Consider the following 13,043-nt stretch of genomic DNA (forward strand, 5'->3'; position numbering starts at 1 on the left):
AAGAGCGCATACACCGGCGGGGGTCAATGATTTATTTGCGCGATATGCGCGGATTGCGGGGGTGGGTGCCTTCGCGTGGCTGAGTCGGGGCTTGGGCTGCCGTCCTCGGCCTGCTCGCGTGACAGCCTCCACCGCGACGGCATTTCCAGTCCCCACACCCCTTTTTCCGGACGAGAGCAGCGACAGCGAAAGGAGATCCGGGATCCAGGAGAGACTTGCCGCAAAGCGGCTCTTTATGCTGCACCGTTGCAGACACAAGGACGCTTCGCGACTTCTCGTGATGAATCCCGGATCTTCTTCCGCTGTCGCTCCAGTCGTCCGGGAAAGGGGGGCTTGCAATGGAGGTCGGTGAGGATCCTTCACGCCGACTGCAACAGCGCTCAGAACGCCAGCTTCATCCCCCCGACGATGCTGCGCGGCGCGCCCGCGAAGATCGTACCGGTGGTGGTGGCGAGCACGCCGGCGCCGTTCTGCAGCCCGGTCACCGCGCTGATCGAGTTCGCCAGCGGCTGGGCCGAGGCGATGTAGGTCGTATTGAGCAGATTGCGCACTTCGACATAGAGGCTGAGGCGCTTGGCATACGATCCGACGAGATCGGTGTCGTAATGGACGTTGGCGTTGAGGATCGCGTAGCCCGGCGCCCGCAGCAGGTTGGCGTTGTCGAGGAAGAACCCGTCCTGGTAGACCGCCTCGACGAAGGCGCCGAGCCCCTTGAACGGTCCCGTCGGCTGGTCGTAGCCGATGCGGGCGAGGAGCTGGTGGGCCGGCACGCCCGGGATCAGGCGGCCCGCCCGGTCGAATCGCGCGGTCAAGGAACCGGCGCTCAACTGCTCGACGTAGCGGGTGTAGAACTGGTCGTTGAGGCCGTAGGCCGCGAAGGCGCGCCAGCCGGGCGAGAACGCCCACTCGGCACCCGCCTCGATGCCGCGATGCTCCGAGGCCGGGGCGTTGAAGGTGTAGCTGAGCAGCCCCGCCCCCGGTGACTGGGTGACGAACTCGTTGCGGAAGAACTCGTAGAAGCCGGTCAGGCTCAGGCGCAGGTCCGGCAGGGGCGACCACTCGGCGCCGAGATCGAAGCCGAGATTGGTCTGGGTGCGCAGGTCGGTGTTGTTGCCCGGCACGCCGGCCGGGGTCACGAACAGCACGCTCGCCGCAGGCGTCGCGTAGCCGGTGGCGACCCGGCCGCGGAACGCGAGAGTGTCGTCGGGCCGGTAGACCAGCGCCAGCTCCGGCGCCACGTTGAGGAAGCTGCGGTCGATCCGGGCCAGGGCCTGCGTCGTGCCGCCGGCCGAGTAGCCGTAGGTGAGGGTGCGCCCTGTCAGCCAGGTGTTCTCGGCCGAGACGCCGACGATTCCGGTCCATCGCTCGGAGAGCGCGATCTCGGCCCGGGCCCGGCCGCCGAGATTCGATTGCAACGCCTCCTGGTTGCTCACCAGCGCGCCGAGCCGCGGACCGCCATAGGGCGCGCGGTTGTAGAGCGCGATGTGGTTGTCGATGGCGCTGTAGGAGAGCGCCGCGTAGCCGACGACCGGCAGGCCGAAGACTTCCGTGCGGTGCGTGATGTCCGAGAGGACATTGTAGGACGGATAGCTGCCGCGCGAGGAGGAGGTGTAGAACGGCTGGTCGAAGTTGCGCTCGTCGAAGCCGACCTGGGTGCGCCAGGTCGTGTTGGCGTCGATGTCGTGCTCCCAGCGCCCGGCGATGAGCGTGCGCCGGTCGTTGCGGCCGAAGGCGCCCTCGTCCGCCGTCACCGGCACGGTGGCGCCGAAGGCGCCGTTGCGGAACAGGTTGAAGGTGGTGCAGCCGACGGCCGCCGTCGCGGCGCTGGCGCAGCCGCGCTGGTAGGGATTGATCCGGTACTGCGCCAGCGACGAGCGGGCGGGCAGGTCGACGTCGACGAGGTTGTTGATGACCTTCAGGGTGAAGCGGTTGTCCGGCGTCGGGGTGTAGCTCGCCAGCAGGTTGACGGTCTGGGTGTTGGCGCTGGCATGGTCCTGGAAGCCGTTGAGGCGGAAATCGCTGGCGAACAGGCTGACCTCGTAGGGCCCGCTGACCCCGCCCACCGTGAAGTAATGATTCAGGTAGCCGAAGCTGCCGGCGTCGGTGCCGATCTCGTAGCCGTCGATCTCGCGGCCGGTGCGGGTGCGGAAGGCGATCGCCCCGCCGGTGGCATAGTTGCCGAACAGGGGGGATTGCGGCCCGCGGAAGACGTCGATGCGCGAATAGGCCCGCGGATCGGTGAGGTCGAAGCGCGAGGCGCCGTCGGCCTGCGTGACGACGAAGCCGTCCTCCAGCACCACCATGTTCTTGATGACGCCGGTCGAGCGGGCGTTGTTGCCGCGGATCGACACCACCACGTCGCGCGGCCCGTTGCCCTGGCGCACGCTGACGCCGGGGCTGTTCACCAGCACCTGGCCGACGCTGGTCGCCGGGCGGTTGGCGATCACGTCCTGGCGGCCGATTCCCGTGACGATCTCGCCGACCGGGCGCTCGATCACGCTCGGGGCCGAGCCCGGCGGGGCGGCGACGCCGAAGGCGGGACCGGGCGGGCTCGCCCCGGCGACCGCGATCTCGTCGAGGGCGATGGTGTCCTGCGCCAGGGCGGCGCCGGGCGCGAGGGCGAGGAGAGGTGTGAGGAGGAGGGCGAGCGCGCGCGGGCGCAGGCCGGAACCGGGGAGGGGCGGCATCGGATGGCTCGTGAAGAAGGGGGAGAGGCGGCGCGCGAGCGCCGGCCAGAGGTCGCGTCAGGGGGCTCGCGTCAGGCCGTCGCGGGCCGGCGCAGGCCGCGCCTCAGGCCGAGCCACGCGGCGTCGAGGGCGATCATCGCCAGGATCGCCAGCCCGGTGAGGGGAAAGAGGATCCCCATCGCCGCGACGAGGCCGGTGACGGCGCCGATTGCGCGGCGGTCGTCGGGCCAGGCCGGCACGCCGAGGCGGCCCGCGGGGCGGCGCTTCCACCACATCACCGCGGCGGTGACGGCGAGCAGGATCGTGGCGAGGCAGAAGGCCAGCATCAGCAGCTGGTTGAGCCGCCCGGCGACCTCGCCCTTGTGCAGCCCGATCCCATACTGGATCCCGCGCCCGACGATCCCGATGTCGGAGAAGCGCACGTTCACCAGCGGCCGGCCGCTATACTGGTCGAGGGAGATCATCCGCTGGCGGGTGACGTCGCGTGGGTAGGCGGCGGCCGCGTAGACGCCGGTCGGGCCCTGCGGCAGCGCCAGCTCGTAGCCCGCCGGTATGCCGAGACCGTTCAGGATCTCGGCCGCCCGGTCGATGCCGATCGGCACGCCGTCGCGGGCATCGGAGCGCGGCAGCGGCGCGGCCTCGAGCGTCCAGCCGGTCTGGTCGAGCACCGCGCCCATCGGCACCGTCGAGACCGGCACCCCGGCCCAGAGCGCGTCCGGCTGGCCGAGCCCGGCGCGGTTCGACACCGCCCGGACCTGGTCGCCCCACAGGATCGACCACGGCAGGCCGGTGGCGGCGAGGAAGAACAGCCCGGCCCCGGCGACGAAGCCGGTGACGGCGTGCAGGTCGCGCCACCACACCCGCCGCGCCGGCGTGCCCCGCACCGAGACGAGTCCGCCGCTCTGGCCGCGCGGCCACCACAGGTAGATCCCGCTGAGCACCAGGATCAGCGTGAAGCCGGCCACGACCTCGATCAGGCCGTTCGCCACCGGCCCGAAATAGGCGAGGCTGTGCAGCCGGCGCACCACCATCATCGCCTCCTCGCCGCGCCCGACCCGGTCGAGGACGGCGCCGTCGTAAGGATCGAGGTAGACGAGGGTTTTGCCCTTGGGCCCCGCCATGGTGACGATGGCCGTGCGGTCGGGGGCCTCCGGGCCGGCATAGGTCGTCGGCTGGGCGTCCGGCACCGCGTCGGCGGCGATGAAGACCAATTGTTCCGGCGACAGAGGCGCCGTCGCGCGCACCGGCACGAGGGTGCGGTGGGCGAACAGCGTGCGGTTGATCTCGTCCTTGAACAGGTAGACCGAGCCGGTCGCCGACAGGAGGACCAGGAGCGGCAGGCAGAGGAGGCCGGCATAGAAGTGCCAGCGCCACACCGCGCGATGCAGGGCATCGCGCAGGCGGGCGCGCCCCGGGGCCGGGGCGGAGGAGACGGGCATGAGTCGAGGATCCGAAGGGCTCAGTGATCGATGCGGGTTCGCGGTCGATCAGGCCTGCGGCGGTCCTCGTGGGCTGGCGCTCGCGTCGGGCGGCGCGCGCGCCGGGCGCTCGTCGGCGGCGGGCGGGATGCGCTCGGCGAGGCCCGGGCGGTCCCAGGCAAGGTGGAAGGCGAGGAGGAGCGGGCCCGCGAGGAGGACGGGATGGGCCGCGACGCAGCAGGCGAGGGCGCAGTGGGTGCCGCCCTGCGGGACGCCGTCCGTCCCCTCGTAATGGCAGATCACCGCGCCCGGGGCCGCCTGGGCCGGCACGGGGGCGAGGGCGCCGAGCAGCACCTGCAGGCATAGCGCGTAGAGCGCGACCACCGCAATGGTCGCGCGACCGATCGACCGTGTCGGTGGGTTCCCGCGCATGCCGGAGGGGTAGGCTAGCGGGCCGGAGAGCGTCAATGACGAAGGATGGACGGTTCAGCGGATTTTCGGCGGGTGATGCCGCGTTGCGGCGCCCCAGTCTCCGGATGAGGTGTGGTCGCGGCCCTCCGGCCCTTGTACACTGATCCGAGCGCGACACCTCAGGCGCATGCGCAGTGCGTCGGCCGGTTCCTCGCAACGTGAGACAGTCGAATGACCGCCGTCGCCTTCGATACTCTGCGCTTCGTCCGGACCTTGCGCGACAAGCCCAAGATGTCGCCGGAGCAGGCCGAAGGTCTGGCCGAGGCCATCGCCGAGGCAATCCAGGCCGATCTCGCCACGAAGTCCGACATCAACGACCTCAAATCCGATATCGAGACCCTGAAGATCACGACGAAATCGGATCTGAGTGAGGCCGAGCTGCGCCTGGAGGCCAAGATCGAGGCCACGAAGTCCGACATCATCAAATGGATGATTGGTTCGATCGGTTTCCAGGCCGTCGTCATCATCGGCGCGATCGTGGCGTTGTTGCGCATCACTCACTGACGCGTCGCTCGAACGGGTCGGGACGTCGGGTCTTCATGGGGGCCTTTCCCTCGTGCCCAGGCCGCCCCGCGCCTCCCACGCGGCCTGATGGTAGTCCAGTCCAGTATTCGGCGCAGCAGGGTGCCCGCGTCCGTGTCATCGAACTGCCGTGACGGGCCGGTCGGCATGTCAGGATTCTGACCTTGGGTCAAAGTCCCGGTCCCCCGCTTTCCTGTGTTTCGCTTAAGCGAGAATTAACCGTAACGAGCGAATGTCGGCATCAACGCTCATCCATGGCCCGACCAGGCCGACGGGACACACGCCATGGGACTCGACGTCTTCCAGAGCATTCGCGCGACCCGGCCGGGCACCGAGTGCGACCGGCTCGAGCAGAGCTTCGTGGCGAATCTCGGCGGCGTGCTCCGGTCGATCGGCGCGATCAACGCGCGCGAGGGCCTGACGCCGGTCGACGGCGCCTCCCCGCCGCGGGACTGGGACGCGCTGATCGCGCATGTCCGCAAAGCCGCGCACGGCCCCGGCGAGGCCGACACGCAGCTCCGGGAGCGCGAGATCCGGGCCCAGACCCTGCTGCGCAGCGCCCGCAAGCGCCTCGACGAGGCCACCGCGCTGGAAGGTCAGGTCGAGTCGCGGGTGCGCACGGCGGAGGCGAGAGCCCATGCGGCCGAGGCGAGGACGCTCGCGGCGGAGGATGCCGCCCGCGCCGCCCAGGCGCGGGCCGTCGTGATGATCGAGGCGGCCGAGGCCCGTGCGCGCCAGGCCGAGGAGGCTGCCCGCAGCGCCCTGGACTGGCTGCGGCGCCTGCAGCAGGCGGAGCCCGGCGCCGGACCGGCCGCGGCGCCGCCCCTCGGGCTCCGGTTCCGGCGCGCCGCCTGAGCGCGGCCTCTCAGTACCCCCGGCCCACGTCCACCGCGGCCGGGATCCGGCCCGTGTCCCGGTAGGCGCGCACGTTTCCGGCGACGACCGAGGCCGCGCTGGCCGGGGTGGTCGGCCCGGAGATGTGCGGCAGCACGGTCACGCCGGGATGGCGCCACAGGGGCGACCCGGGCGGGAGCGGCTCGACCTCGAACACGTCCAGCACCGCGTGCGAGAGCTGGCCCGCATCGAGGGCGGCGAGGAGCGCGTCGGTCGCGACGATCGGCCCGCGGCCGAAATTGATCAGTGCCGCCCCCGGTTTCATCGCGGCGAGGCGCTCGCCGTCGAGGAGACCGCGCGTTTCGTCGGTGAGCGGCAGCAGGCAGACGGCGATGTCGCTCGCCGCGAGCAGATCCCCGAGGCCCTCCGGCCCGGAATAGCCCGTCACCCCCGGCGGCACCGATTTGGGCGAGCGGCTCCAGGCCGCGACCCGGAAGCCCGCCCCCGTCAGGCGCCCTGCCGCCGCGCTCCCGAGCGCTCCGAGGCCCAGGAGCCCGACGGTGACCGCGGCCGGCGGCCGGTAGGCGTGCTGGCGCCAGGTTCCGGCCTCCTGCTGGCGCCGGTAGGCCGGCATGTCGCGCTGCAGGTAGTAGGTCCAGGCCAGAACCGCCTCGGCCATGGTGCGGGCGAGCTCGGGGTCGATCAGGCGGACGATCGGCGCGCTGCTCTGCCCGAGATCGCGCACCAGCCGCTCGACCCCGGCCCACAGGCTCTGGATCCAGGCGAGGTTCGGCAGCAGCGCCACCTCGGCGGGATCGGGATTGGCCACGATGGCGATCCGGATCCCGGCGCGTTCCTCGGCGCTCAAGTGCCGGAACGGCCGGATGGTCTCCTCGGGCATGGCGGCGGCGAGCGCCGCCAGGAAGCCGGCCTCCTCCTCCGCGTCGAGATTGCCCAGGAAGGCGATCGGTTCGGACATCGAAAGCCTCGCGTCAGCGGCCGAGGACGGGGGTGAGGCGGGCGACCGCCTCCCGGGCGAGGCCCGGGCTGATGGCGAAGCACAGGCGGATGAAGCCCTCGCCCTCGGGCCCGAAGGCGGTGCCGGGGGCGACGCCGACCTTCGCCTCCTCGAGGAGCCGGAAGGCGAGGCCGAGGCTGGTCTCGTCGGGGCGCGGGGTGCCGGGGCCGGCGACCCGGGCCATCAGGTAGAAGGCGCCCTCCGGCACCGACACGGTGACGCCGGGCAGGCGCGAGAGGCCGGCGACCAGGATCTCGCGGCTCTCGGCGCAGCGCGCGACCATCTGGCGGATGAATCCGTCGCCCTCCTCCAACGCCGTGATGGCGGCGTGCTGGATGAAGGTCGGGATCGAGGTGGTGTTGTACTGGCCGAGCTTGGCGAAGGTGGGCCCGAGCCCGCGCGGGGCGATCAGCCAGCCGGCGCGCCAGCCGGTCATCGCCCAGTTCTTCGAGAAGGTGTTGGTGACGACCAGCCGGTCGTCCTCGGTGCAGATCTGCAGGAAGGACGGCGCGATGGCGTTGCCGTAGGTGAAGTGGGCGTAGACCTCGTCGGCGACGATCCACAGGCCGCGCGCCCGGGCGAGATCGCGAAGGGCCTTCATCTCGTCGAGCGGCATGATCCAGCCGGTCGGGTTCGAGGGCGAGTTGACCACGATCACGCGGGTGCGCGGGGTGATCGCCGCCGCGATGTCGGCGAGCGGCAGGGCGAAGCGCCCGTCTCCCTGCACCCGGTAGGGCACCGTCACCGGCACGCCGCCGGTGATGCGCACGGCTTCCGCTAGGTTCGGCCAAGCCGGGGAGGGGATGATGATCTCGTCGCCGGGCTCCAGCAGGGCCTGGGCCGCCTGCATGATCGCGTTCATGCCGCCGGCGGTGACGGCGAAGCGCTCGGGCGGGACGTCCACGTCCCAGTGCCGGGCGTGGTAGGCGCTCAGCGCCTCGCGCAGGCGCGGCAGGCCAAGGGAGGTGGCGTAGCGGGTATGACCCGCCAGCATCGCCTTGTGGGCCGCCTCGACGATGAAGGGCGGCGTCGGCAGGTCGCCCTCGCCGATCCACAGCTTGACCACCTCGGGATCGTCCCGGCCGCGGTCGGCGACGAGGCCGATCTGGCTCGTGCCGATGCCGCGCATCCGCGGCGACAGCGTGGCCGAGAGGTCCGGTGGGGTGGTCTCCGCGTGGGTCATCGCTGGGTCGTGCCCTCGTGTGGGGGGAGCGTGTCGGTGACCCTCCATAGCATTGCGGGCGTCGGGCGCGAGCCGCAACCCGCGCATACCGTCGCCAGGACTCTTGCGCGATGAATCCTGACCGATGGATTTGGGCCGGCGGGCCGCTACAACGCTCCCAAGAAGTAACACTGGGAGGAACCACAGCATGACGGTCAACCGCAGAACGGCCCTGGCGGGCGTCTCCGCCCTCGGTGCCGCCGCCCTCGCGTCGGGCGCCGCCCAGGCGCAGGGCGCCGCTCCGAAAACCTACGTGCTGGTGCACGGCGCCTATGGCGGCGGCTGGATCTGGCGCGACGTCGCCGCCGGCCTGCGCAGCCAAGGGCACCGGGTCTATACGCCGACCCAGACCGGGCTCGGCGAGCGCAGCCACCTCCTATCGCGCCAGATCACGGTCGACACCCATATCGAGGACGTGGCGAGCCTGATCGCCATGGAGGACCTGCGCGACATCGTCCTGGTCGGGCATTCCTACGGCGGCATGGCGGTCACCGGGGTCGCGGACCGGATGACCGACCGGATCCGCCACATCGTCTATCTCGACGCGCTGATCCCGGAGAACGGCGACACCGCCTTCACCATCCTGCCCGCCGGCATGGCGGAGGCCCGGCGCAAGACCGCCCTGGAGCAGGGCGCGGGCGTGGCGCTGCCGGTGCCGGGCCCGGAGGCCTTCCCGATTCCCGCCGGCCCGGCCAAGGACTGGTTCATGCAGCGCCTGCGGCCGCATCCGATCGGCACCTACGAGAGCCCGGTGCGGTTGAGCAAGCCCGCAGGCGCCGGCCTGCCGGTCACCTACGTCGCCTATACCAGCCCGGCCCTGGCCTCGATCGAGCCGAGCCGGCAGCGGGCGAAGGCCAAGGCCGGGTGGCAGTACCGGGAACTGGCGGTGCCGCACGACGTCGAGGTGCCGAACCCCGAGAAGGTCGTCGAGCTGCTGGCGGGGGTGGGGTAGGGCGGGGCTCAGAACTCTTCCCCACGCTGGATATCAAAACCTTCGCGTCATTCCGGGGCCGCGCAGCGGAACCCGGAATCCATAACCGCCGATGTTGGAGAAAAAGATGGATCGCTTTCCACCTTGTCCTGAAAGGTTGCAATCTAATTGAGCACTCCCGGACGGCGGGAAATTTTTAATCAAATAATATTATTTCGGATATTTTTGTTTATTATATATTTTTCTCTGCCAAACGACATCGAAATTGTAGGCGAGCGCGAGCGAATCAGAGATCGGAACGAGTGTATCTAATTTCAAAAAATAAAATATTAGATTCGCATGAGGGCCGCCAGAGAGACGGATGGGCTTATGTTTTTGCGCTAAGTATATGTTTGCATTTGATTTCTGGCTTCCGACTCAGGGGCGAGACGCATGTGCAATAAATCCCCTTGAATTCCGTCAGGGTAGGGATAATCTCCAAAGCTGGGCAATGCAGGGAGGCCCGGATGAAGCTGTCGATTGTGAATGTTTCTGCATTAACACTGGGTGCGTTGTTCATGCTCCAATCGCCCGCGGAGGCAAGAGGATGGGGTAGAGGTCCTAGCTTGAAGCAGGGCAGAAAGATCGCACAACAAGCGAGAAAAGACTTGGGGAACGGTGCTACTTACGTTCGTAAGGGAGCGTGCACCACAGGAGCAGCAGGAGTTGGCGGCGCAGTTGCCGGGCCAACAGGTGCTCTCGTAGGCGGTGGTATCGGTGCGTCCCGGTGCTAGAATTCTGGTGCCGATTGGGTCGCGACCCTAGCGCTTAGGGATTCCGGGTTCTCGCCTTCGGTGCGCCCCGGAATGACTTGGTAGACGTTAATCTCTGCAGTCCATATCGAGCAGGCTCTGAAGAATTCGGGTGTCAAGTCGGTTGACTTGACCGGGCCGGCGGCCGTCCGCGACGACCGCCGGCCCCACCTCACGCCGCCTTGCCAGCCGGCATCGCGACCGCGGCGGGCGCATCGACCGTCTCGTCCGCGCCCTCGTCCATCTCGCCCTGCCAGCGGGCGACCGCGGCGGTGGCGAGGCCGTTGCCGAGCACGTTGGTGACGGTGCGGCCCATGTCGAGGATCTGGTCGACACCCATGATCAGCAGGATGCCGGCGGCGGGCAGGCCGAACATCGGCACGGTCGCGGCCACCACCACCAGCGAGGCGCGCGGCACGCCGGCGATGCCCTTGCTGGTCACCATCATGACGAGGAGCATGGTGAGCTGCTCGGTGATGCCGAGATGGATGCCGAAGGCCTGGGCGATGAACAGCGAGGCCAGCGCCTGGTACATCATCGAGCCGTCGAGGTTGAACGAGTAGCCGAGCGGCAGCACGAAGCCGGTGACGCGGGGGCGCACGCCGAACTTCTCCAGCACCTCGACGGTGCGCGGGAATGCGGCCTCGCTGCTCGCGGTCGAGAAGGCGACGATCATCGGGGTGCGCAGGAGGCGCAGCAACCGCACGACGCTGTTGCCGAGAACGAGCCAGCCGGCGCCGATGAGGAGCGCCCACAACACCGCGAGGCCGAGATAGAACACCGCGATGAACTTGCCGTAATCGACGAGGACGCCGAGGCCCTGGATGGTGACGACAGAGGCCATCGCGGCGAAGACCGCGAGCGGCGCCACCTTCATCACCGCGTCGGTGACCTTGAACATCACCTGCGCGAGCCCGTTCAGCATGTGGATCATCGGGTCGGCGTAGCGGCGGTCGATCGCGCTGAGGCCGGAGCCGAAGAACACCGAGAAGACCAGGATCTGCAGCACCTCGTTCGTCGCCATCGCCGACACGATGCTGGTCGGGAAGACGTGGGTGATGAACTCGCGCAGGTTGATCGAGGCGGCCTTGAGGCCCGTCTGCGCGCCAGCATCCGGCAGCGGCAGGCCGAGGCTGGCGCCGGGCTGGAAGAGGTTGGCGACGAGGAAGCCGAGCGAGAGCGAGACGATCGAGGCGGTGAGGAACCAGCCCATGGCGAGGCCCGCGACGCGGCCGACGGTCTTGGTGTCGCCGAAGCTCGCGATGCCCGACACGATGGTGGCGAAGACGAGCGGCGCGATGATCATCTTGATTAGCCGCAGGAAGATGTCGGTGCCGATGGTGAAGTAGCCGGCGATCTCCTTCGCTTCCGCCGGGCTTCCCGCCATGCCGTGCAGCACCGCACCGACGGCGACGCCGAGCGCCAGCCCGATTCCGGTATAGAGCGTCAGCCGGCCCGAACGTCCGGTCGATTCAACCTGTGCCATGTGTCATGTTCCTCCCAGGGGTGAACGGATGTGCGGCAAGGGCCCCGGGCGCCATGGTGAGCGCGCCCGAGGTTTCCCGCAGATGTCTGGCGTTTCCGTCCGTGAAGTGGCCGCTCTCTTAGAGTGCCGTCAGGGCCTGCGGGCGCGTCAGCTGGTCGGGCTGGAGTACCCGGTCGAGCTGATCTCTGGCCATCAACCGCTTCTCGAGCACGAGGTCGTAGACGCCCCGGCCCGTGGCGTGCGCCTCCATAGCGACGGCGGTGGCGTTGCGATAGCCGATATAGGGATTGAGCGCCGTCACGATCCCGATCGAGTTCTCGACGCTGGCGCGCAGGCGCTCGCGGTTCGCCGTGATGCCGCGCACGCAATGGACGTCGAGGGTGCGGCAGGCCGCCTCGAGATGGGCCAGGCTGCGGAACAGGCTGTAGGCGATCACCGGCTCGAAGGCGTTGAGCTGGAGCTGACCGGCCTCCGCCGCGAAGGTGATGGTGACGTCGTTGCCAATCACCTCGAAGGCGACCTGGTTGACGACTTCCGGGATCACCGGGTTGACCTTGCCGGGCATGATCGAGGAGCCGGCCTGGCGCGCCGGCAGGTTGATCTCGTTGAAGCCCGCCCGCGGCCCGCTCGAGAGCAGGCGCAGGTCGTTGCAGGTCTTCGACAGCTTGACGGCGACGCGCTTGAGCACCCCCGAGACCTGCACGAAGGCGCCGCAATCCTGCGTGGCTTCCACCAGGTCCTCCGCGGTGATCAGCGGGATCCCGGTGATGGTCGAGAGCCGCTCGCGCACGAGGCCGGCATAGAGCGGGTGGGCGGTGATGCCGGTGCCGATCGCGGTGGCGCCGAGATTGATCTCGCGGATCAGGAGCTCGGCCTCGCCGAGGCGGGCCTCGTCCTCGGCCAGCATCCGGGCGTAGGTGCCGAATTCCTGGCCGAGCGTCATCGGCACCGCGTCCTGGAGCTGGGTGCGGCCCATCTTGAGGACGTCGCGGAATTCATGCGCCTTGGCCTCGAAGCTGGTCCGCAGGGCCGCCATGGCGTCGATCAGGCGGCGGATCGCCCCGATGCCGGCGATCTTGAGCGCCGTCGGGTACACGTCGTTGGTGCTCTGGCCCATGTTGACGTGCTCGTTCGGGTGCAGCCGCCCGTAATCGCCGCGGGCGGCGCCGAGCTTTTCGAGCGCCCGGTTGGCGATCACCTCGTTGGCGTTCATGTTGGTCGAGGTGCCGGCCCCGCCCTGGATCTGGTCGACGACGAACTGGTCGTGCAGGGCGCCGCCGCGGATCTCGAGGCAGGCCGCCACGATCGCGTCGCAGCGCTCCGGGTCGAGCAGGCCGAGCTCGCGGTTGGCGAGCGCCGCCGCCTGCTTGATCGCCGCGAGCGCCCGGATCAGGTCGGGGCAGGTGGCGAGCGTCATGCCGGTGATCGGGAAATTCTCGACGGCGCGCAGGGTGTGGATGCCGTAATAGGCGCTCTCCGGCACCTCCCGGTCGCCGAGAAGGTCGTGCTCGATGCGGGTCGCGGTCGTGGTCAAGGCGGGCTCCTGGCGGATTTTTCGGCACGCGGCCGCGAGCCGGCGCACCGGAGGGCGCGCAGGCGGCGGGGCCGCGTCGGATGGGCGGTCTGGGGCCGGGATCGGGTGGGTTCCGCCAAGGGAACCGCG

10 protein-coding genes are annotated in these 13,043 nt (G+C 69.5%); 3 read left to right on the forward strand and 7 right to left on the reverse strand.

Annotated features, from left to right (window positions below; translation table 11 throughout):
* Positions 1-380: 380 nt before the first annotated feature.
* The 3 genes from BM430_RS22470 to BM430_RS22480 all read right to left on the reverse strand — a co-directional run bounded on the left by BM430_RS22470 (position 381) and on the right by BM430_RS22480 (position 4,489).
* Complete coding sequence (locus tag BM430_RS22470) at positions 381-2,687, reverse strand: TonB-dependent receptor family protein (RefSeq protein WP_093569475.1); 2,307 nt, start codon at positions 2,685-2,687, stop codon at positions 381-383.
* A 71-nt stretch (positions 2,688-2,758) separates the two neighbouring features.
* Positions 2,759-4,126 (reverse strand): PepSY-associated TM helix domain-containing protein, encoded by a 1,368-nt coding sequence (locus BM430_RS22475; RefSeq protein ID WP_093569476.1) that lies wholly within the window; start codon positions 4,124-4,126, stop codon positions 2,759-2,761.
* A gap of 48 nt (positions 4,127-4,174) precedes the next feature.
* Positions 4,175-4,489 (reverse strand): hypothetical protein, encoded by a 315-nt coding sequence (locus BM430_RS22480; RefSeq protein ID WP_093569477.1) that lies wholly within the window; start codon positions 4,487-4,489, stop codon positions 4,175-4,177.
* A 258-nt stretch (positions 4,490-4,747) separates the two neighbouring features.
* Here BM430_RS22480 and BM430_RS22485 point away from each other — a divergent pair, with 258 nt between their 5' ends.
* Complete coding sequence (locus tag BM430_RS22485; protein WP_093569478.1) at positions 4,748-5,080, forward strand: CCDC90 family protein; 333 nt, start codon at positions 4,748-4,750, stop codon at positions 5,078-5,080.
* A gap of 303 nt (positions 5,081-5,383) precedes the next feature.
* Complete coding sequence (locus BM430_RS22490) at positions 5,384-5,953, forward strand: hypothetical protein (RefSeq protein WP_093569479.1); 570 nt, start codon at positions 5,384-5,386, stop codon at positions 5,951-5,953.
* Between the two features lie 10 nt (positions 5,954-5,963).
* On the opposite strand, the gene BM430_RS22495 is transcribed toward BM430_RS22490, so the two are convergent.
* Both BM430_RS22495 and BM430_RS22500 read right to left on the reverse strand, forming a co-directional pair.
* Positions 5,964-6,911: a 2-hydroxyacid dehydrogenase gene (locus BM430_RS22495; protein ID WP_093569480.1), complete on the reverse strand. Its 948-nt coding sequence runs from the start codon at positions 6,909-6,911 to the stop codon at positions 5,964-5,966.
* A gap of 13 nt (positions 6,912-6,924) precedes the next feature.
* Positions 6,925-8,133: a pyridoxal phosphate-dependent aminotransferase gene (locus BM430_RS22500; protein ID WP_093569481.1), complete on the reverse strand. Its 1,209-nt coding sequence runs from the start codon at positions 8,131-8,133 to the stop codon at positions 6,925-6,927.
* A gap of 187 nt (positions 8,134-8,320) precedes the next feature.
* Between BM430_RS22500 and BM430_RS22505 the strand changes: the two genes are divergently transcribed.
* Positions 8,321-9,124 carry an alpha/beta hydrolase gene (locus BM430_RS22505; protein ID WP_093569482.1) on the forward strand — a complete coding sequence of 268 codons (804 nt, stop codon included), beginning with the start codon at positions 8,321-8,323 and terminating at the stop codon, positions 9,122-9,124.
* 942 nt (positions 9,125-10,066) lie between these two features.
* Here BM430_RS22505 and BM430_RS22510 read toward each other — a convergent pair.
* Positions 10,067-11,380, reverse strand: coding sequence for a dicarboxylate/amino acid:cation symporter (locus BM430_RS22510; protein ID WP_093569483.1), 1,314 nt, complete (start codon positions 11,378-11,380; stop codon positions 10,067-10,069).
* A 118-nt stretch (positions 11,381-11,498) separates the two neighbouring features.
* Positions 11,499-12,914, reverse strand: a complete 1,416-nt coding sequence (aspA, locus tag BM430_RS22515) for an aspartate ammonia-lyase (RefSeq protein WP_093569484.1) — start codon at positions 12,912-12,914, stop codon at positions 11,499-11,501.
* Positions 12,915-13,043 lie beyond the last annotated feature (129 nt).

Origin of the sequence: Methylobacterium sp. 174MFSha1.1, assembly GCF_900116815.1 — a bacterium.
Lineage (GTDB): Bacteria > Pseudomonadota > Alphaproteobacteria > Rhizobiales > Beijerinckiaceae > Methylobacterium.